This is a genomic window from Bacillus sp. 9.4 (genome assembly GCF_055486415.1).
The window spans coordinates 1,133,082-1,150,395 of the sequence record NZ_JBVFMU010000001.1 but is presented as its reverse complement, the minus strand read 5'-3'; the positions used below and the strand labels follow the sequence as shown (position 1 = coordinate 1,150,395).

Here is a 17,314-nt window from a genome sequence, read left to right as displayed (position 1 = left end):
AGAGGTGGAGGATATGTTCCCTGTTGAGCTTGATAATGTGACGGTTGCTTATCATAAAAAGCCTGTACTGCAGGACATATCGCTGCAGGTGCCGGAAGGAAAACTCATTGGCATTATCGGCCCGAACGGCGCGGGAAAATCAACCTTGATCAAAACGATTCTCGGTCTTGTGCCCCGAGCTTCCGGAGACATCTCTATTTACGGCAAAGACTATAAGGATCAGCGGACCAGAATCGGATATGTTCCGCAGCGCGGCTCGGTTGACTGGGATTTCCCCACAAGCGCGCTCGATGTCGTCCTAATGGGAAGATACGGGAGAATCGGTTTATTAAAGAGGCCAAAGAAAGCGGATGTGGAGATGGCGAAGGCCGCATTAACAAAAGTCGGGATGCTTGATTATGCAAAGAGGCAAATCAGCCAGCTGTCAGGCGGACAGCAGCAGCGGGTGTTTCTTGCCCGGGCACTCTGCCAGAACGCTGACATTTATTTTATGGATGAACCGTTTGCAGGTGTCGATGCAGCGACGGAGCGCGCGATTATGACGCTGTTGGCAGAACTCAAAGAAAAAGGAAAAACCGTGCTTGTCGTCCATCATGACCTGCAGACCGCCGAGGATTATTTCGATTGGATCTTACTGCTTCATTTAAGAAAAATCGCTTTCGGACCGGCGGAAAACGTTTTTACGATCGAAAACCTGCAAAAAACATATGGAGGAAGGCTTACGTTTTTAAAAGATAAAGTGCTGGCAGAAGGACATAAGGAGTGAACGTAATGTTTGAAAGTTTGTGGCTGCAGCTCCAGCATCCGAATACACAGTGGGTGCTGGCCGGTACGCTTTTGCTCGGGACGGCAAGCGGTGTTTTGGGCAGCTTTGTGCTGCTGAGAAAGCAAAGTTTAATCGGCGATGCGATGGCCCATTCAGCTCTGCCGGGAGTGTGTCTCGCTTTTCTGTTCACCGGGCAAAAATCACTGCCTTTCTTTTTGCTGGGGGCAGCGCTCGCCGGACTGCTCGGAACGTTTTGTATTCAGCTGATTCCTCGGCTTTCAAAAACAAAGGAGGACTCGGCGATCGGGATTGTTCTTTCTGTGTTTTTTGGCGTCGGGATCATTCTGCTGACATATATTCAGCAACAGGGGGCGGGAAGCCAAAGCGGGCTTGATTCTTTTTTATTCGGCCAGGCTGCTTCATTGGTCAGGCAGGATATCATCCTTATTGCAGGGATATCCGCTGTTCTACTGCTCCTATGTATTGTTTTCTTTAAGGAATTTACATTGATTACTTTTGATCTCGCGTTTGCAAAGGGATTAGGAATCCCGGTGCGTTTTTTAAACGGGCTTTTGGCTTGTCTGATTGTCTGTGCTGTCGTCATTGGGCTTCAGACTGTTGGTGTGATATTAATGGCGGCTATGCTGATTACACCTGCCATAACCGCGAGATATTGGACCGAACGATTAACTGGGATGATCATCATTGCCGGGATTACAGACGGGGTCAGCGGAGTGGCCGGAACCCTGCTTAGCACCACGATGAAGGGAATGGCGACAGGGCCATTAATGATCTTATCTGCAACGCTGCTCTTTCTTTTTTCAATGATTTGCGCGCCTAAGCGGGGAGTGGCTGCTAAAGCCATAAGGCTGATGAGGCTGCGGCGCAGAACAAGCAGGGAGCAAGTGCTTTTGGCGATTTATGAACAGTATGAAAAGAAAAATCTTTGTGTAACTGTTGAAAGTGTAAGAAAGAAAAGACGCCTATCCCTTTCATTATGCCTTAAGGCATTAAATGACTTGGAACAAGAGAGTTGCATTGAGCGTATCGAAAATGGGATTTGGGAAATCACAAGCAAAGGGATAGAAAAAGGCTATCACACAGCTTTGAAGCAGCGAATGTATGAAGTGTATCTCATGCATGAAATGGAACTTGCCAATATAGAATCCGGTCAGGACTACTTTGACCCGGACCGTTTACCGAGAGAAACGAGAGAGCGGCTTTATTCACTCTTAAAGCTGTATGGACGGATGCCTGAGCGTCGAAAAGCGTCTCATGATGCCGAGAAGGGACAGATCGCAAATGAGTTTTGAAGCATGGATTATAGCTACCGGTGTATTAGTCGGTGTAAGCTGCGGATTGATCGGCACATTTCTTGTGCTGAGAAGCATGGCGATGCTGGCCGACGCAATCAGTCATACAGTGTTGCTTGGCATTGTCGGCGCTTTTCTAGTGACGGGAAGTCTCGACGGGATTTCTATGTTTATCGGCGCAGCCGCAACCGGTCTGTTAACGGCTTTCTTGGTTCAGCTTCTTCATAGCAAGGGGGTTCAATCAGATGCTGCCATAGGAGTTGTGTTTACATCCTTATTTGCAATCGGGGTTATATTGCTTTCTGTGTATGGAGCGAATGTCCATCTCGATATTGAGCACTCGTTAATGGGAGAAATCGCTTTTGTGCCGTGGAATACGATGACGGTATTCGGGGTTGATATTGGGCCGAAAGCGTTTTGGATGCTGGCATCTGTTCTGGTTTTAAACGTAGTGTTGATCAGTGTGTGCTATAAGGAGTTTAAAATCGCTTCGTTTGATCCTCAAATGGCCTTAGCCTTGGGAATACCGGTTTTGCTCATTCATTACGTGCAAATGGGCATGCTGTCCCTGACGACTGTTGCTTCCTTTGATTCGGTGGGTGCTGTATTGGTTGTGGCCATGCTGATTGTTCCGCCTGCTGCGGCACATTTGCTGACAGACCGGCTTCTTTATATGCTGATTCTCAGCGCGTTGATTGGCGGGCTGTCGGCGGTCATGGGCTATTTCTTCGCAACGTGGCTTAATGTTTCGATTTCAGGAGCGATGGCGGCCATGACAGGTGTATGTTATGCAAGCGCCTTTTTGTTTTCACCTGCAAACGGGGTCATAACTAAAAAGCTGAGAACACTCAACATGCAAAAAGAAAGAGCTGGCTGATGCAGCTCTTTCTTTTAATTACAAATCATGCGGCTTAAACGTTTTGCAGTCTGTTTCCCGGCTGTTTTCAGCCGTTTCACCAGTATGGCTGACAACATAAATGGCATCAGCGGTGCATTTGTTACCTTTGCCCCAATAAGAACAGTTGTTGACCTCACATAGAATTTTCTGCTCCATGCCATCCCCTCCTTATAAAGGTTCTGGATTAGTATAGCCGGCTGGCTTGCCCTCTATTCCTCCTGGCGGATATAGCGTTTATCTCGCATAAACATTTTCCAGAAGAAAAAGAAGCCCGGAAATAGAATGATAAATGCAACGATATACGTTGCAAACAGCGCTCTGAACGTTGCTGGCTCTGTGAAGCCTGACATGACTGTCACATCGGGATAAATCATATACGGAAGATGCGCCCGCCCGTACGCGTAGCTTGCGAGAAAATACTGTATCCCAATCGCAACAAGTGCGAGACGCGGTTTTCCGATGTTTTGACCAAAGCTTTTGTTAGGCAGAAAAAGAGCGATTCCAGCAATGACAAATGTAATGAACGATGCAATAATCCAAGAAAAATCATTCATCATTCCGCTGTACAGCCAGTTTGCTTCATTCCGCATAGTTACCATAATGCATACAGCAAACAACAGTGATATCGGGCCGGTAATCAGGGCGCTTTTTCTGTAGGCTCGGTACGCATCCTGTTCCTCTGCCACATTTGAAACATCTGCAAGCAGCAGCGAGGACAAAAATAAGGTGCTTAAAATCGCAAACCCGATAAATGAATAGGCGTTGGGGCTTGAAAAGATTTTAGACATATTTAAGTTATAGATTCCATCCGTTTTTTCTATAAACCCTCCGTGTGTCACAGGAAGCACCAAAATTAAAATAGCAGGAATGATAAAGCCGGAGATGCCGGAAATATATCTTAGCGTTTTCCGCTCCTTTGCTGTATTTGAAAAAACGAGAAATCCGCTTCGAATCGCTAAAAGCAGTAAAATCATGCTTCCGGGAATTAATAAAACGGTGCCGAGCACAAATGTCGCGCCGGGGAAAAAACTGAAAAGCGCCACGACGATGGCCACAATAAAGACGTTTGTGACCTCCCAAGTCGGGGACAAAAAGCGATTCGCAATATCGGTGGCCTTCATATGCTCCTTGTTTAAATAGATCATAGACCAAAATCCCGCTCCAAAATCCATTGTCGCCATGACGGCGTATATAAACACAAAGCCCCAGATAATTGAGATGGCGATCAGAGCGTCAGTTGAAATCTCCATTTGTACGATCTTCCTTCCATTTGGTTTCCTGTTTGCGGAGCCATTACGACTCCGCTGTATTTAAATCTTCGTCAACCGGGTGCTTGCGGAAATAATACAGCAGCACGTAGACGACAGCTGCGCCTAACACGGCATAAACAAATGTGAAAAATAAGAACAGCACACCGATCGAGCCAGTCGTTGTTACGACATCTGACGTTTTCAGCAGATGATAGATGACCCAAGGCTGCCTCCCCGTACATGCGAAAATCCAGCCGAATTCAATGCCGATGAGACTAAAAGGGCCTGCTGTCATGAAAATGACCAAAAGCCACGTTGGGAAACGGTCTTTCTTGAGCACCTTTCTCCAGACCACACCGATAATGGAATAAAGAATAAGCAGCATGCCTACACCGACCATCGCATTAAACAGCGTGTGAATGAAAAGCGGCGGCCATTCATCTCTCGGAAATGCATTTAATCCTTTTACAACAGTGTCAAAACGGTTCGCTGCCAAAAAGCTTAAAGCCCATGGAATCTCGATTGCCCATTTTACTTTTTCTTCATTCGGGTCGGTAAAACCGCCGATAGCGAGCGGGGCGTGGGATCTTGTTTCAAACAGGCCTTCCGCACCGGCTAATTTTTCGGGCTGGTATTCGTACAGCATCTGTGCAGATTCGTGTCCGTTCAAAGCGGTCAGCAATGAAAAAATACCGCCGATCGTCAGTGCGAGCAAAAGGGCTTTCCGGTGAAAGCGATAGACCTTTTCCTTTTTCCTCGTCCGGATCATTTTATACGCCGCAACAGAAGCCACGATAAACGCACCGGTCATAAACGCGGACAGCACGACATGGCCGGCAGTGATAAAAAAGCTAGGATTAAAAAACGCAGCCCACGGGTCAACATCTGTAATTTTTCCGTTTAAAATTTTAAAACCGGCGGGCGTACCTTCAAAAGCGTGAACATTCGTAATCAGAACAGCGGATGCTGCTGCCCCGACTAACACAAAGAAAACAGCAACAATCCTCATTGCAGGTGACAAACGGTCTGCAGCGTATACATAAATCGACATGAATAGGGCTTCAACAAAAAAAGCATAGATTTCAATTTGAAATGGCAGGGACATCACCCGGCCGATGACTTCCATAAATCCCGGCCATAAAAGCGCGAGCTGAGTGCCCGCGATCGTTCCGGTCGGTATGGCGACCCCCAGCAAAACGGCTTGTGCTTTCGTCCATCTTTTCGCCATGATCGCATAATGGTCATCTTTCGTTTTTTGATAGATCAATTCCGCCACTAAAATCATGAGCGGGAGACCGACTCCAAGCGTTGCGAAAATGATATGAAAGCCCATTGTCGTGCCAAAGAGGCTTCTGGCCAAAACTAAATCATCCACAATCGTAAACCACCTTTCTAAAAAGACGTTCTGTATGTATTTTGGGTTTATTATTTGCTTCCTCGGTTAGATTATTCTTCCTATTCTTAAATGCCATGAGGTTTACGATGCGAAAACAGAGGGAAGGATATAAGAAGATTGACAAAACGTTTGTAAGGTTATAAAATAAAACGTAATTATTACGATTTATTGAAAGGAGATTCACATGAAAGAAGGAATTCATCCGAAGAACCACAAAGTGATATTTCAGGATGTCAACAGCGGCTACCGTTTTCTCAGCACCTCTACGAAAACATCTAATGAAACAGCAGAGTGGGAAGACGGCAACACATATCCTGTCATTAAAGTAGAGGTAAGTTCTGACACGCATCCGTTTTATACAGGCCGCCAGAAATTCAATGAAAAAGGCGGACGAGTTGAGCAGTTCAAAAAACGCTATAACATGGGGAAATAAGGCAGACCAGAGGGTTTGTCTTTTTTATTATGACGAATAAACAAGGGTTGTGATATATTGAAGAGTAAAAAGAATAGAAAGGGACAACGAACATGAGTCTTCTAAATGATATTCTTGAATTTAACAAGACATTTACTGAACAAAGAGAGTATGAAAAGTATCAAACATCAAAATTTCCAGATAAAAAAATGGCGATTCTTTCTTGCATGGACACTCGTCTGGTTGAACTGCTGCCGCATGCGATGAATTTGCGAAATGGTGATGTGAAAATCATTAAAAGTGCCGGTGCGCTTGTGACACACCCATTCGGAAGCATCATGAGAAGTATACTCGTCGCAGTGTACGAGCTGAATGCAGATGAGGTGTGTGTGATCGGGCATCACGATTGCGGCATGAGCAAAATCAGCAGCAAAAGCATGCTTGAAAAAATCAAAGCAAGAGGGATTCCGGAAGAACGCATCGAAACAATAAAGTACTCCGGTGTAGACTTTGATCAATGGTTTAAAAGCTTTGATTCAGTGGAAGCGAGTGTGAAAGACAGCGTAGACGTTATTAAACATCACCCGCTGTTCCCGGAAAACGTTCCGGTCCATGGCTTAGTCATTGATCCTAAAACAGGAAAACTGGATCTTATCGTAAACGGCTATAACAATTAATGTTTTTGTTTTTTTTCAGGAACGGGATCGACTCCTCCCGGATGGAACGGGTGGCATTTCAAAATCCGTTTGATTGTCAGCCATCCGCCTTTTAAAGCGCCGTGCGTTTTAATCGCTTCGATTCCATATTGGGAACAGGTCGGATAAAAGCGGCATGTTGGCGGCGTCAGGGGTGAGATGAATTTTTGATATCCTCTGATCAAAGCGATGAATAGGGTTTTCATGTTTCTTCAGCAACCTTTCTGATGCAAGTATAAGAAAAAAAACACAGATTGAAAAGTTAATCAATAATTCTTATCGGAAAAGTATGTTATAATAAAATTACATTTTTAAAAAAGGGGAGAGTGCCATTATGCCTTCAGTAGAAAGTTTTGAGCTTGATCATAATGCGGTTGTTGCTCCATATGTAAGACATTGCGGCGTGCATAAAGTAGGAACAGACGGCGTTGTCAATAAATTTGACATTCGTTTTTGCCAGCCAAATAAACAGGCGATGAAGCCTGACACCATTCACACACTCGAGCATTTGCTCGCGTTTACGATTCGTTCTCACGCTGAGAAATACGATCATTTTGATATCATTGATATTTCTCCAATGGGCTGCCAGACAGGCTATTATCTAGTTGTGAGCGGAGAGCCGACATCAGCGGAAATCGTTGATCTGCTTGAAGACACAATGAAGGAAGCGGTAGAGATTACAGAAATACCAGCTGCGAATGAAAAGCAGTGCGGCCAAGCGAAGCTTCATGATCTGGAAGGCGCTAAACGTTTAATGCGTTTCTGGCTTTCACAGGATAAAGAAGAATTGCTAAAAGTATTTGGCTAAAATAGAAAGGACCTTTTTGCGCTTAAGCAAAAAGGTCTTTTTTGTGACGTCTCATATTTTGTGTACCATTTGCTGTAAGCGTTTGCTACTATTTAAGTAAACGATGAAAGGGTGATGGCATGAAAAAGATGTTGGTTGTTCTGCTTTTTTCTGCTTTTTTGCTTAATGGATGCGGATCTGGTGAAAGCAAAGCAAATACAGCTGAGACGCCCGAGGTTTTGGATGTCAAGCTGACCGGGCCTGAAAAAGTAAATCCCGGAGAAAGCGCTGCTTATGAAGCAGCTGTATCATATGGTGATGAAGCTGTGACGGATGCCGATGAAGTAGAGTTTGAAGTATGGAAAGAAGGGGAAAAAGACGCAAGCCAAATGTTTAAGGCGAAACAAGAAAAAGGCGTATACCGATTGGAAACGACGTTTAAGGAAGATGGTGTATACACTGTCCAATCTCATGTCACAGCAAAAAAACAGCATAGCATGCCGACCTTAAAAGTCCAAGTCGGAGACGCCGATGCTGCCAGCAATCAGTCAGAAGAGGAGCATTCACATCATCATTGATTGTGTGAATCAGAGTGATTTTCTTGTGGTGGATCAATGGTATGCTTTACATTATAGGCTTTTACAGTCGTCCAAATGGTTACAAGCAAAACAGCCAGCACAATCAAAATACTTATCGTAATGAGAAGCGTCATGACATTCCACCTCCCGTTTTTTAACAATTGTAGCATAATAGAAGAAATCGTGACAGATAAGGGTAAAAAAGAGGTTTTAGCGTACGATATTAAGGGTATACATAGTCATATAACAAGGAGGAGATACCATGTCAGAACAATTGATTCAAGCAGTGAACAAACAAGTAGCCAACTGGACGGTCATGTATGTGAAACTACATAATTATCACTGGTATGTGAAAGGAAAAGATTTCTTCACTCTTCATGAAAAGTTTGAGGAGCTGTACAACGAAACAGCAACTTATATTGATGACTTAGCAGAACGTCTTTTGGCGCTGAACGGAAAACCGATTGCAACAATGAAGGAATCCTTAGAAACGGCTTCTGTCAAAGAAGCGGCTGGAAATGAAACAGCTGAACAAATGGTTCAAAGCGTATATGATGATTTCACAGTCATCGCGGAAGAGCTGAAAAACGGCATGGATTTAGCTGATGAAGTCGGTGACGAAACAACAGGGGACATGCTTCTTGCGATCCATCAAAATATTGAAAAACATAACTGGATGCTAAAAGCTTACCTAGGTTAAGTTCAAAAATAGAACGGCCGGATGTCTTAAAAAAGACGTCCGGCTTTTCTTTTTGTATCTGAAAAATAGGCGACAACCAGTCCATTTTTCTGAAAAATCCAATCCGTTCGGCTTGTTTTCCATAGAATATCGTAAGGCCGTTTCTGTGAAAGGATGTTGGGATAAATGGATAGAGACTTTGGCATCTTTTCGTTAATAGCAGTCAGCGTTTCAGCAGCGGGTTTTTTCTTTGGAGGTTTTCAGTATTCATTTCTGATTTTGCTCTCTCTTATGGCAATTGAATTTATCAGTACGACTTTAAAGGAAACGATTATTCACAAACTGTCATTTAAAAAGGTATTTGCCCGGCTTGTCAAAAAATTAGTCACGCTGGCTCTGATCTCTGTATGCCACTTTTTTGATCAGCTGCTGAATACACAGGGATCAATTCGTGACTTGGCTATTATGTTTTATATTCTTTATGAATCTGTGCAAATTGTTGTGACAGCCAGCTCTCTTGGCATACCGGTTCCTCAGATGCTTGTCGATCTTTTAGAAACGTTAAAAAATAAATTTAAGCGCAAACCGTAACTTTTCTCTGTTCGCGGGTCATAATAAAGCCCAGAGCGTCGGTCGCACTTTCCGGCAAAAGTATCGCAAAAAAACTGTACGAGCTAGTCTGCATGCAGAACCTGACGGCGTGCTGGGTTTCCCTTATTTTTTGATAAAAGGCTTCCGAAGAAACGTAACTGTGGTATGATGTATGGAAGATAGCTAGGAACGGATTTGAGGGATAAACATGTACGAGTTTAAAGATTATTATCAGAATACTGTTCAGCTTTCCTTTGACGATCAGCCTTTCTCGGACAGCCCGAAGCATGTCTGGGTGATTTGCCGTTTTGGCGGCAAATGGCTTTTAACAGAACATGAGGACAGAGGCTATGAGTTTCCAGGCGGGAAAGTAGAGCCGATGGAGTGCGCAGAAGAGGCTGCGCTCCGGGAAGTAAAGGAAGAGACGGGCGCGAGAGTCAAAAGCCTCAAGTATCTCGGACAGTATAAAGTTCTCGGAAAAGAAAAAGTGATTGTGAAAAATATATATTTTGCAGATATAGAAAAGCTTGAAAAGCAAGCTGATTACTTTGAAACGAAAGGCCCGGTTTTGTTTCACGAGCTTCCGGAGAACCTTTCCCGCAATAAAAAATTCAGCTTTATTATGAAGGATTCCGTACTTCCGATCAGTTTGAAAAAACTGAAAGAATCTGGATGGATTGAATAAAAAACCCGGCACATGTGCCGGGTTTTTTATGTCCTCCCCTTCGTCCATTTCTTTTCCAGCAGCTCGACGCCCTGATACATCAGAGTGGCGAAGATGGCGATGATCAGCAGGCTTAAGAAGACGAGTGTAAAATTGAAGACTTGGAATCCGTAAATAATCATATATCCTAATCCGACCTTCGAAACGAGGAATTCCCCTACAATGACGCCAACCCATGATAAACCGACGTTCACTTTTAGTGTTGAAATAATCGCGGGGGAGGATGCAGGCAGTATGACTTCTTTAAAAATAACCCACTTTTTTGCGCCGAATGTTTTCATGACTTTCGTATAGTTTTCGTCGACCTCCTGGAAGGCGGTATAGACAACGATGGTTGTGATAATGACGCTGATGATGGCTCCCATCGCAATGATGCTGATAAAACTGGGGCCGAGCGCGACAATCAGGATCGGGCCCAGGGCCACTTTCGGCATTGCATTCAAAATCACAAGATACGGATCTAAAATTCTGGCAAGTCGGTTAGACCACCATAACAAAGCGGCGAGGCACGTGCCCATAAACGTCCCAAGCAAAAAGCCAAGCACCGTTTCAAATAAAGTGACGCCGATGTGTGACAGTAAAGAACCGTCACCAAGTTTCTCCAGCAATAATCGCCACACAGCTGATGGAGAGCTGAAGATCAGCGGATCGATCCAGCCCTGCCTGCTGGAGGTTTCCCAGCCCGAGAAAAAGAGAATAAATATGGCAAGCTGAAAGGAATGGACCTTCCACTTTTCCTTTTTCTGTTTAAATTGATACTGCTCGTGAAGCAGATCAATGGTTTCTTTGCTGTTTCTCAAGAGAATTCAGCTCCTTCCATATCGTTTGAAACAGTGTCTGGAAGGAAGGTTCCTGACGGGCGTCAAAAGGCAACATTGCGGCCAATTCCTTAGGAATGGTAAAAATCTGATGGATGGTGCCCGGCTGATTTGAAAATAAAAAGATCGTATCGCTCATCGCTATCGCTTCCCCTATATCATGAGTGACAAGCACTGCTGTTTTTTGATATTCCTTTAATGTGCGGAATACCAGGTTTTCTAAAGACAGCTTTGTCTGAAAATCAAGCGCGGAAAATGGCTCATCCAGCAAAAGCAGACTAGGGTTAGGCGCAAGTGTTCTTGCAAGCGCAGCCCGCTGGCGCATCCCGCCTGACAGCTCTTTCGGATATTTTTTCTCCACATCTATGAGGCCGAACTCTGGCAATAGACCGAGTGCAGCGGCTTTGCTTTCTTCTGTCAGCGTGTCGGCGATTTTTAAACCGAGAAGCACATTTTCCTCGATAGATTTCCAGGGAAATAAGTAATCCTGCTGAAGCATATAGCCAATATTATGTTCTTTTTGATTCGGCTCACGGCCTTCAATCAGAACTCTGCCTTCTGATGGCTCAATCAAACCGGCAATAATGGAAAGCAGTGTTGTTTTTCCGCAGCCGCTTGGGCCGAGAAATGAGATGAAATCGCCTTTTTCGGCATCGAAATGAATATCCCGCACAGCCGTTGTTTTTTCTTTAATAGAAAAATAAGTATGGGTTACATGGTCGACATGTAAGAAAGACATAGATGGCGCCTCCTATTTCTCCGAGGTGACTTTTTCAGCAATTTCTTTATTTACAAGCTGATTGTATGGAATGTGCTTCGGCAGTTCTCCCGATTGATCCATAATGGTTTGGAGAAGCTCCCATTCTTTTTCGTTAAGCAGAGGGTCTGGCGAATATGAATGCTGTTTTTTATAGCGTTCAATGGATGTTTCGATGACGTCTGGGTCGGTATCATCAAATTCATCTTTAATGGCATCTGTGATGTCCTTCGCAGAATGATTTTCAACCCACTGCTGCGCCTTATAAATGGCTTTTGTAAACTTGACGGCTGTGTCTTCATTTTTCTTCAAATAGCTTTGTTTCGCCATAAAGGTCGTATAAGGAACCTCTCCTGATTCTTCTCCGAATGAAGCCACGATATGGCCGATGCCTTTTTTCTCAAAGAGAGAAGCCTGCGGTTCAAAGAGCTGTACATACTCACCGGTTCCAGAAGCAAACGCATTGGCAATATTGGCGAAGTCTATGTTCTGGATGAGGTCTATATCCTTATGCGGGTCAATCTTATGTTTGTTCAGCACATACTCGCCGACCATTTGAGGCATGCCGCCTTTTCGCTGACCGAGAAACGTTTTTCCTTTCAGCTGATCCCAGTCGAAGTGTTCAACATCTTCTCTCGCGACAAGAAACGTTCCGTCTGTCTGAGTCAGCTGGGCGAAATTAATGACGGGATCTTTAGCCCCTTGCGCTTCGACATAAATAGATGTTTCTGACCCGACAAGCGCGATGTCGGAGCCGTTGGAAAGAAGCGATGTCATCGTTTTGTCTCCGCCCCAGGTCGTATTCACATCGACATCAAGCCCTTCTTTCTTAAAAAAACCTTTAGACTCAGCAACATATAAAGGTGCGTAAAAAATTGAATGGGTCACTTCAGCTACTTTGACTTTGGTGAGCGTTTCTTCCTGCTTGCAAGCCGCCAGGGCGATCATGAGAAAGATACTGCCGACACAGGCGAAGCCCAGCCTTAACCATCTGTTCACATAGACAACCTCCTTATTTCGCATCAAGTTAATATCCTTTTTTGCTTTACATATCGTATGATGGGTATAAAAATGTGTGAATGCCTAACCAGGTTCTCCGGATGTAATTTTGGAGTAAGGAAAGCATATAGAAAAAAAGGAGGCGGCTGTTTTGATTGTAGAGAAAAGTAGATTTCCGTCGCCGAGCCAGCATGTGCGTTTGTATACGATCTGCTACCTGTCAAATGGATTACGGGTTAAGGGGCTTCTGGCTGAGCCGGCGGAACCGGGACAATATGACGGATTTTTATATTTGCGCGGCGGGATTAAAAGCGTGGGCATGGTTCGGCCAGGCCGGATTATCCAGTTTGCATCCCAAGGGTTTGTGGTATTTGCTCCTTTTTACAGAGGAAATCAAGGAGGAGAAGGCAATGAGGATTTTGCCGGAGAAGACAGGGAGGATGCATTTTCTGCTTTTCGCCTGCTTCAGCAGCACCCAAATGTCAAGAAGGATAGAGTCCACATCTTCGGCTTTTCCCGCGGCGGAATTATGGGAATGCTTACTGCGATCGAAATGGGCAGGCAGGCAGCTTCATTTGTTTCCTGGGGAGGCGTCAGTGATATGATTCTTACATACGAGGAGCGGCAGGATTTGCGGCGAATGATGAAAAGAGTCATCGGCGGAACACCGAAAAAGGTGCCTGAGGAATATCAATGGAGAACACCGTTTGACCAAGTAAACAAAATTCAGGCTCCCGTGCTGTTAATCCATGGAGAAAAAGACCAAAATGTTTCGATTCAGCATTCCTATTTATTTGAAGAGAAGCTAAAACAACTGCATAAGCCGGTGGAGACATGGTACTACAGTACATTCACACATTATTTCCCGCCAAAAGAAAACCGGCGTATCGTACGGCAGCTCACACAATGGATGAAAAACCGCTGACAGTGAAATATGTTATGATAAAGAAAAAAGAGAACGAAAGGGGATTTCACTGTGGGAATGCCTGTTGAATTTAATACACTGATTGTGACAAAAGGAAAAGAAGTTCGCATAGATGAAAATATATTCACGTTAGAGAAGGACGGATACCGTGTATATCCGATGGAGATTCCAATGGATGTACGCAAAACAAAGTTCGGCGAAAAGTCAGGCACAGCTGAAGTGCAGAAGCTTCAATGGGAAGAAGGCCGGACCATCATTACATACAAGCTGACTTCTTTGCATTCCGTCAATTAAAACAAGCCAAGAGCATAATTGCTCTTGGCTTTTGTTTTTTATACGAGAGGGCCGCCTGCCTGGGCGATGGCATCGGTATGTGCGAACTTTTTAAAGTTCTCTTTGAATTCATTTGCAAGGTAGACTGCTTTTTCTTTGTATTCTTCCTTGTTGGTCCATGTGTTTTCAGGCTGAAGGATATGATCAGGAACGCCAGGAACATGTGTCGGAATGTGCAGGCCGAAAATATCGTCAGTTATCATTTCAGCATCCTCTAATTTACCTTCAATCGCTGCTTTGACCATTGCTCTAGTGTAAGAAAGCTTCATTCGTTCGCCTGTGCCGTAGCCGCCCCCGGTCCAGCCGGTATTGACTAAGAAAACGTCAGCGCCGTGTTCATCGATCTTTTTGCCGAGCATTTCAGCATAGACGTGAGCAGGAAGCGGCAGGAACGGTGAGCCGAAGCATGTAGAGAACGTCGTTTCAGGAGACGTTACACCACGTTCGGTTCCGGCGAGCTTACTCGTGTAACCGCTCAAGAAATGGTACATCGCCTGCTCCTTCGTCAGTTTGCTGATCGGCGGCAGGACTCCGAAGGCATCAGCCGTCAAAAATACAATTGCTGACGGATGGCCGGCCATGCTTGGAGTGACGATGTTGTCAATCATATGAATCGGGTAAGCTGCCCGCGTGTTTTCAGTATAGAAGGAATCATCATAATTGGCTTCGCGTGTATCTTCATCAACAACGACATTTTCCAGAACAGACCCGAAGCGGATCGCGTTAAAGATTTGCGGCTCCTTTTCCTCGCTTAAATGAATGCACTTAGCGTAGCACCCGCCTTCAATATTAAAGACACCTGTATCAGACCAGCCATGTTCATCGTCACCGATCAGCTTGCGGTCAGCATCTGCCGACAGGGTGGTCTTGCCTGTTCCTGACAGTCCGAAGAAAAGGGCGACATCGCCTTTTTCACCGACATTGGCGGAGCAGTGCATAGATAAAATATCTCTTTCAGGCAGCAGGAAATTCATAATGGAGAAAATGGACTTCTTCATTTCACCGGCATACTCAGTTCCGCCGATTAAGATCGTCCGCTTTTCAAAAGAGACAATAATAAACGTTTCGGAATGAGTGCCGTCTGTTTTTGGATCCGCTTTGAAATGCGGAGCAGAAAGAATGGTGAACGGCTGCTCAACTGTTTTCTTATCATTTCCTTCCGGACGGATAAACAGCTGCCGCGCAAATAAATTGTGCCATGCGAACTCATTTACGACAGTGATCGGCAGCCTGTATTTCTCGTCTGCTCCGGCAAATCCTTCGAAAACAAACAGTTCATCTCGCTCCTTTAAATAGCTGACAACTTTCGTATACAGCCGCTCAAACGCTTCTTCTGAAATCGGCTGATTCACCGGGCCCCAATCGATCTTATTTTTCGTGCTTTCTTCCTCCACGATGAATTTATCTTTAGGTGAGCGTCCTGTGTAAGCGCCTGTTGTCGCGCGAACAGCACCTGTGGATGTTAAAATGCCTTCGTTTCGGGAGAGGACTTTTTCTGTTAGCTGTGCTGCTGATAAATTATGACGCACATTTGGACATGTTAATAAGGCTTGTAAATCAGCGGTCAAATCAACTGAGTTCATATGAAACCTTCCTTTATCGTTTTTTGTGTTTTGCTAATTGTGAATTAGTATAACATATATTTTCAAATAGTCTATACTATTTATTATTTTTTGTGTGTGCATTTCCATTGTTTTCCCTCAATATAGGTGCCTATTTCTTCTGAATCATATTGACATTGCAAACCCTTTTACGATAAGATATTTCATTGAGCGGATACTCTTATCCCGAGCTGGCGGAGGGACAGGCCCTATGAAGCCCAGCAACCGGTTTCTCTGTTATTTATTATGTTCAACTGAGTGAGACAACCAAGGTGCTAACCTGTTGCAAGGTTGTATGATTCCTTGAGCGATAAGAGTGAAAGGCACAAAGACCAAACCCTTTCCTCGATGGAAAAGGTTTTTTTATTTCATAAATATGCCAATTAACATTCTCTAATATAACTGTACATTGTATAAGAGGGAGCGAGTTCCGTATCATATATACAAGGTCTTTCGGGAGGCCTTGTGCAGGAGGAAGCAAATCATGAGTAAAAATCGTCGTTTATTTACATCAGAATCTGTTACGGAGGGGCATCCGGATAAAATCTGTGACCAGATTTCTGACAGCATTTTAGATGAAATTTTAAAGAAAGACCCTAACGCGCGTGTTGCTTGTGAAACATCTGTGACAACAGGTTTGGTTCTTGTAAGCGGAGAGATCACAACTTCTACGTATGTTGACATTCCGAAAACGGTTCGCCAAACCATTAAAGAAATCGGATACACACGTGCGAAATACGGATTTGATGCGGAAACTTGTGCGGTTTTAACATCAATTGATGAGCAGTCTGCTGATATCGCGATGGGCGTAGACCAAGCGCTTGAAGCCCGTGAAGGCACAATGAGCGACGAAGAAATTGAAGCGATTGGTGCGGGTGACCAAGGATTAATGTTCGGTTATGCGTGCAACGAAACGAAAGAGCTTATGCCTCTTCCAATTTCACTTGCCCATAAATTAGCCCGCCGCCTAAGTGAAGTCCGTAAAGAAGATATTCTTCCGTACCTTCGCCCTGACGGCAAAACACAGGTAACGGTTGAGTACGATGAAAATAACAAACCAGTCCGCATTGACGCGATTGTGATTTCAACTCAGCATCATCCTGAAATTACACTTGAGCAAATTCAGCGCAACATTAAAGAACATGTAATCAATCCGGTTGTTCCTGAAGAACTGATTGATGAAGAAACAAAATATTTCATCAACCCTACAGGACGTTTCGTAATCGGAGGCCCTCAAGGGGATGCGGGACTTACAGGACGCAAAATCATCGTTGATACGTACGGCGGCTATGCACGCCACGGCGGAGGCGCGTTCTCAGGTAAGGACGCGACGAAGGTAGACCGTTCTGCAGCTTATGCGGCAAGATACGTTGCGAAAAACATCGTTGCGGCTGAGCTTGCTGATTCTTGCGAAGTACAGCTTGCTTACGCGATCGGTGTTGCACAGCCTGTGTCAATCTCAATCAACACATTCGGTTCCGGAAAAGCTTCTGAGGAAAAACTGATTGAAGTTGTTCGCAATAACTTTGATTTACGACCTGCCGGCATTATCAAAATGCTTGATTTGCGCCGTCCGATCTACAAACAAACTGCTGCGTACGGCCACTTTGGACGTCACGATGTTGACCTTCCATGGGAGCGCACAGACAAAGCGGAGCAGCTGCGTAAAGAAGCGTTAGGAGAATAATTTTATAGCCGCTTACTGGTTAAGCGGCTTTCCCTTTTTTATCGTTGTATTCATGTTTATTTTTTTACATAACTGTGAAACCAAATACTATTCACAGCGTCTATA

General features: G+C 44.5%; 22 protein-coding genes and 1 riboswitch. Of the genes, 13 read left to right on the top strand and 9 right to left on the bottom strand.

Annotated features, from left to right (window positions below):
- The first annotated feature begins 13 nt into the window (after positions 1-13).
- The 3 genes from mntB to mntD are packed head-to-tail and all read left to right on the top strand — an operon-like array spanning position 14 to position 2,956.
- Positions 14-766 (top strand): manganese ABC transporter ATP-binding protein MntB, encoded by a 753-nt coding sequence (gene mntB, locus ACZ07B_RS06655; RefSeq protein ID WP_070547671.1) that lies wholly within the window; start codon positions 14-16, stop codon positions 764-766.
- A 5-nt stretch (positions 767-771) separates the two neighbouring features.
- Positions 772-2,079, top strand: coding sequence for a manganese ABC transporter permease MntC (mntC, locus tag ACZ07B_RS06650; protein WP_464877014.1), 1,308 nt, complete (start codon positions 772-774; stop codon positions 2,077-2,079).
- Positions 2,069-2,956 (top strand): manganese ABC transporter permease MntD, encoded by an 888-nt coding sequence (mntD, locus tag ACZ07B_RS06645; RefSeq protein ID WP_076458300.1) that lies wholly within the window; start codon positions 2,069-2,071, stop codon positions 2,954-2,956. The genes mntC and mntD overlap by 11 nt, the downstream gene beginning before the upstream one ends.
- 18 nt (positions 2,957-2,974) lie before the next feature.
- Here the strand turns inward: mntD and ACZ07B_RS06640 are convergent, their stop codons facing one another.
- The 3 genes from ACZ07B_RS06640 to ACZ07B_RS06630 are packed head-to-tail and all read right to left on the bottom strand — an operon-like array spanning position 2,975 to position 5,602.
- Complete coding sequence (locus ACZ07B_RS06640; protein ID WP_003229069.1) at positions 2,975-3,133, bottom strand: DUF1540 domain-containing protein; 159 nt, start codon at positions 3,131-3,133, stop codon at positions 2,975-2,977.
- Positions 3,134-3,186: 53 nt separating this feature from the next.
- The gene (locus ACZ07B_RS06635) at positions 3,187-4,227 is read right to left on the bottom strand and encodes a cytochrome d ubiquinol oxidase subunit II (protein WP_015714571.1); all 1,041 of its coding nucleotides are present in this window, start codon (positions 4,225-4,227) and stop codon (positions 3,187-3,189) included.
- Positions 4,228-4,270: 43 nt separating this feature from the next.
- Entirely contained in the window at positions 4,271-5,602 is a 1,332-nt protein-coding gene (locus ACZ07B_RS06630) for a cytochrome ubiquinol oxidase subunit I (protein ID WP_003229073.1), read from the bottom strand.
- A gap of 205 nt (positions 5,603-5,807) precedes the next feature.
- Here ACZ07B_RS06630 and ACZ07B_RS06625 point away from each other — a divergent pair, with 205 nt between their 5' ends.
- Both ACZ07B_RS06625 and ACZ07B_RS06620 read left to right on the top strand, forming a co-directional pair.
- Entirely contained in the window at positions 5,808-6,056 is a 249-nt protein-coding gene (locus tag ACZ07B_RS06625) for a type B 50S ribosomal protein L31 (protein WP_003219346.1), read from the top strand.
- A 92-nt stretch (positions 6,057-6,148) separates the two neighbouring features.
- A complete protein-coding gene (locus tag ACZ07B_RS06620) occupies positions 6,149-6,712 on the top strand; it encodes a beta-class carbonic anhydrase (RefSeq protein ID WP_003229074.1) in 564 nt (187 codons plus the stop codon).
- On the opposite strand, the gene yidD is transcribed toward ACZ07B_RS06620, so the two are convergent.
- Positions 6,709-6,936 (bottom strand): membrane protein insertion efficiency factor YidD, encoded by a 228-nt coding sequence (gene yidD, locus ACZ07B_RS06615; RefSeq protein WP_003229076.1) that lies wholly within the window; start codon positions 6,934-6,936, stop codon positions 6,709-6,711. The genes ACZ07B_RS06620 and yidD overlap by 4 nt on opposite strands.
- A 128-nt stretch (positions 6,937-7,064) precedes the next feature.
- Between yidD and ACZ07B_RS06610 the strand changes: the two genes are divergently transcribed.
- Both ACZ07B_RS06610 and ACZ07B_RS06605 read left to right on the top strand, forming a co-directional pair.
- Positions 7,065-7,538 (top strand): S-ribosylhomocysteine lyase, encoded by a 474-nt coding sequence (locus tag ACZ07B_RS06610; RefSeq protein ID WP_003219361.1) that lies wholly within the window; start codon positions 7,065-7,067, stop codon positions 7,536-7,538.
- Between the two features lie 119 nt (positions 7,539-7,657).
- On the top strand, positions 7,658-8,095 hold the full coding sequence (locus ACZ07B_RS06605) for a FixH family protein (RefSeq protein WP_014480629.1): 438 nt from the start codon (positions 7,658-7,660) through the stop codon (positions 8,093-8,095).
- Here ACZ07B_RS06605 and ytzI read toward each other — a convergent pair.
- A complete protein-coding gene (gene ytzI, locus ACZ07B_RS06600) occupies positions 8,089-8,229 on the bottom strand; it encodes a YtzI protein (protein WP_003229081.1) in 141 nt (46 codons plus the stop codon). The genes ACZ07B_RS06605 and ytzI overlap by 7 nt on opposite strands.
- A 128-nt stretch (positions 8,230-8,357) precedes the next feature.
- Between ytzI and ACZ07B_RS06595 the strand changes: the two genes are divergently transcribed.
- The 3 genes from ACZ07B_RS06595 to ytkD all read left to right on the top strand — a co-directional run bounded on the left by ACZ07B_RS06595 (position 8,358) and on the right by ytkD (position 10,050).
- Positions 8,358-8,795 carry a Dps family protein gene (locus tag ACZ07B_RS06595; protein ID WP_003229083.1) on the top strand — a complete coding sequence of 146 codons (438 nt, stop codon included), beginning with the start codon at positions 8,358-8,360 and terminating at the stop codon, positions 8,793-8,795.
- 165 nt (positions 8,796-8,960) lie between these two features.
- Positions 8,961-9,365: a phage holin family protein gene (locus ACZ07B_RS06590; protein ID WP_042977544.1), complete on the top strand. Its 405-nt coding sequence runs from the start codon at positions 8,961-8,963 to the stop codon at positions 9,363-9,365.
- 208 nt (positions 9,366-9,573) lie between these two features.
- Positions 9,574-10,050, top strand: coding sequence for an RNA deprotection pyrophosphohydrolase (gene ytkD / locus ACZ07B_RS06585; RefSeq protein WP_003229087.1), 477 nt, complete (start codon positions 9,574-9,576; stop codon positions 10,048-10,050).
- A 26-nt stretch (positions 10,051-10,076) separates the two neighbouring features.
- On the opposite strand, the gene ACZ07B_RS06580 is transcribed toward ytkD, so the two are convergent.
- From ACZ07B_RS06580 to ACZ07B_RS06570, 3 genes are read right to left on the bottom strand one after another with little or no spacing between them, the layout of a single operon-like run.
- Complete coding sequence (locus tag ACZ07B_RS06580) at positions 10,077-10,889, bottom strand: ABC transporter permease (protein ID WP_014477740.1); 813 nt, start codon at positions 10,887-10,889, stop codon at positions 10,077-10,079.
- Positions 10,864-11,646: an ABC transporter ATP-binding protein gene (locus ACZ07B_RS06575; RefSeq protein WP_003229092.1), complete on the bottom strand. Its 783-nt coding sequence runs from the start codon at positions 11,644-11,646 to the stop codon at positions 10,864-10,866. The genes ACZ07B_RS06580 and ACZ07B_RS06575 overlap by 26 nt, the downstream gene beginning before the upstream one ends.
- A 12-nt stretch (positions 11,647-11,658) precedes the next feature.
- Positions 11,659-12,663 (bottom strand): ABC transporter substrate-binding protein, encoded by a 1,005-nt coding sequence (locus tag ACZ07B_RS06570; RefSeq protein WP_217019381.1) that lies wholly within the window; start codon positions 12,661-12,663, stop codon positions 11,659-11,661.
- Positions 12,664-12,814: 151 nt separating this feature from the next.
- Between ACZ07B_RS06570 and ACZ07B_RS06565 the strand changes: the two genes are divergently transcribed.
- A complete protein-coding gene (locus tag ACZ07B_RS06565) occupies positions 12,815-13,588 on the top strand; it encodes an alpha/beta hydrolase family protein (RefSeq protein ID WP_086344224.1) in 774 nt (257 codons plus the stop codon).
- Between the two features lie 51 nt (positions 13,589-13,639).
- A complete protein-coding gene (locus ACZ07B_RS06560) occupies positions 13,640-13,882 on the top strand; it encodes a DUF2584 domain-containing protein (protein ID WP_004398611.1) in 243 nt (80 codons plus the stop codon).
- Between the two features lie 38 nt (positions 13,883-13,920).
- Here ACZ07B_RS06560 and pckA read toward each other — a convergent pair whose 3' ends face one another.
- Positions 13,921-15,504 carry a phosphoenolpyruvate carboxykinase (ATP) gene (gene pckA, locus ACZ07B_RS06555; RefSeq protein ID WP_464877013.1) on the bottom strand — a complete coding sequence of 528 codons (1,584 nt, stop codon included), beginning with the start codon at positions 15,502-15,504 and terminating at the stop codon, positions 13,921-13,923.
- A gap of 196 nt (positions 15,505-15,700) precedes the next feature.
- Positions 15,701-15,839: riboswitch (SAM riboswitch) on the top strand.
- A gap of 167 nt (positions 15,840-16,006) precedes the next feature.
- Between pckA and metK the strand changes: the two genes are divergently transcribed.
- Positions 16,007-17,209, top strand: a complete 1,203-nt coding sequence (gene metK / locus ACZ07B_RS06550) for a methionine adenosyltransferase (protein ID WP_003229102.1) — start codon at positions 16,007-16,009, stop codon at positions 17,207-17,209.
- Positions 17,210-17,314 lie beyond the last annotated feature (105 nt).

What these genes read in the sequence shown, in the direction of transcription:
- mntB (WP_070547671.1), top strand. Translation starts at nt 14, where the DNA reads ATGTTCCCTGTTGAGCTTGATAATGTGACGGTTGCTTATCATAAAAAG.
- mntC (WP_464877014.1), top strand. Translation starts at nt 772, where the DNA reads ATGTTTGAAAGTTTGTGGCTGCAGCTCCAGCATCCGAATACACAGTGG.
- mntD (WP_076458300.1), top strand. Translation starts at nt 2,069, where the DNA reads ATGAGTTTTGAAGCATGGATTATAGCTACCGGTGTATTAGTCGGTGTA.
- ACZ07B_RS06640 (WP_003229069.1), bottom strand. Translation starts at nt 3,133, where the DNA reads ATGGAGCAGAAAATTCTATGTGAGGTCAACAACTGTTCTTATTGGGGC.
- ACZ07B_RS06635 (WP_015714571.1), bottom strand. Translation starts at nt 4,227, where the DNA reads ATGGAGATTTCAACTGACGCTCTGATCGCCATCTCAATTATCTGGGGC.
- ACZ07B_RS06625 (WP_003219346.1), top strand. Translation starts at nt 5,808, where the DNA reads ATGAAAGAAGGAATTCATCCGAAGAACCACAAAGTGATATTTCAGGAT.
- ACZ07B_RS06620 (WP_003229074.1), top strand. Translation starts at nt 6,149, where the DNA reads ATGAGTCTTCTAAATGATATTCTTGAATTTAACAAGACATTTACTGAA.
- yidD (WP_003229076.1), bottom strand. Translation starts at nt 6,936, where the DNA reads ATGAAAACCCTATTCATCGCTTTGATCAGAGGATATCAAAAATTCATC.
- ACZ07B_RS06610 (WP_003219361.1), top strand. Translation starts at nt 7,065, where the DNA reads ATGCCTTCAGTAGAAAGTTTTGAGCTTGATCATAATGCGGTTGTTGCT.
- ACZ07B_RS06605 (WP_014480629.1), top strand. Translation starts at nt 7,658, where the DNA reads ATGAAAAAGATGTTGGTTGTTCTGCTTTTTTCTGCTTTTTTGCTTAAT.
- ytzI (WP_003229081.1), bottom strand. Translation starts at nt 8,229, where the DNA reads ATGACGCTTCTCATTACGATAAGTATTTTGATTGTGCTGGCTGTTTTG.
- ACZ07B_RS06595 (WP_003229083.1), top strand. Translation starts at nt 8,358, where the DNA reads ATGTCAGAACAATTGATTCAAGCAGTGAACAAACAAGTAGCCAACTGG.
- ACZ07B_RS06590 (WP_042977544.1), top strand. Translation starts at nt 8,961, where the DNA reads ATGGATAGAGACTTTGGCATCTTTTCGTTAATAGCAGTCAGCGTTTCA.
- ytkD (WP_003229087.1), top strand. Translation starts at nt 9,574, where the DNA reads ATGTACGAGTTTAAAGATTATTATCAGAATACTGTTCAGCTTTCCTTT.
- ACZ07B_RS06575 (WP_003229092.1), bottom strand. Translation starts at nt 11,646, where the DNA reads ATGTCTTTCTTACATGTCGACCATGTAACCCATACTTATTTTTCTATT.
- pckA (WP_464877013.1), bottom strand. Translation starts at nt 15,504, where the DNA reads ATGAACTCAGTTGATTTGACCGCTGATTTACAAGCCTTATTAACATGT.
- metK (WP_003229102.1), top strand. Translation starts at nt 16,007, where the DNA reads ATGAGTAAAAATCGTCGTTTATTTACATCAGAATCTGTTACGGAGGGG.